The organism is uncultured Microbulbifer sp., from assembly GCF_947489355.1.
Lineage (GTDB): Bacteria > Pseudomonadota > Gammaproteobacteria > Pseudomonadales > Cellvibrionaceae > Microbulbifer.
This window is the reverse complement of the sequence record NZ_CANLDD010000156.1, coordinates 1-1027: the sequence shown is the minus strand read 5'-3', so window position 1 is coordinate 1027 and position 1027 is coordinate 1. Positions and strand designations below refer to the sequence as shown.

General features: G+C 46.6%; 1 protein-coding gene. It reads left to right on the top strand.

The window, feature by feature from the left end; all coding sequences use genetic code 11:
* A partial coding sequence (locus Q1A48_RS22050) for a carbohydrate-binding protein (protein ID WP_366523467.1) occupies positions 1-222 on the top strand: 222 nt, incomplete at its 5' end.
* Between the last annotated feature and the right edge of the window lie 805 nt (positions 223-1027).

Below are 1027 nucleotides of genomic sequence, written 5' to 3'. Positions count from 1 at the left end.
CCCACTGATCCCACTGATCCCACTGATCCCACTGATCCCACTGATCCCACTGATCCCACTGATCCCACTGATCCCACAGACCCTACAGTTCAAAAGTGGGATAGTAGTCAGGTCTATACTTCGGGTGATGTGGTAACTCACAGTGGAAAAACATGGACAGCAGGCTGGTGGACAAGAGGTGAGGAGCCAGGCACAACTGGGCAATGGGGAGTCTGGCGTTAAGTTTGAATAATTTAAACGTCAACAACTGAGGATGGTGTATGCAGGCTGATAATTAATCCACAATGTTGTTGAGCCTGTATACCAACGAAAGCCCTGGCAATCCCGGGGCTTTTAATGTGTCGAGGAGCCTAAGACTTGCTAACAAGCCAAAACCTTAAACCGGGACACCTCAGGAGCTACTGTCCACATTATCATGCTTTGCAGTGCAGCCCTTTGCGTTGGTCTTTTTTTAGCAGGTACAGTTCCAAACTCTCAGATCTGTTTCCTTTTTCCTGGTTATAAAGTCAAGCAGAACTGCAGCCGGAATAAGTGCAGGAATATTTTCATAGGGGCAGGCTATTTAGCTTAGTGAAAAAGACTATTTTATTACATTTCTCCCGCTGTGTTACGCTATCAGTTATTCAGAGCACAGGAGGGGAATATGAAAACTATTATCGCGATAATAGATAGGCTATTTAGGGGGGGCAAATATCATCAAGCCCCTTGTGTGGATTGCAACTACTCCAACAACTACTATGGAGATCAGGCGTGTCAGACAGTTGCAGGTGACATGTCAAGAGTCTGCACTCGACCCGGCAACAGAAATTCTGCTATCTGAACGCAAACTGCTGCAGACCCAGATCGAACCCCACTGTCTTTTCTACATGCTTTGCAATAGGATAGGATCGGTTCGTGACGGTCTGGATGTGGCCCAGAAATTCCTTCTCAACACCGTAATGCTAGTGTAGTGGTCTACTAATCCCGGACACCAATTTAGGTGGTAAAGTCGCTGCCTGAGACAGAGGTGTTCAATGAGTAAACAACG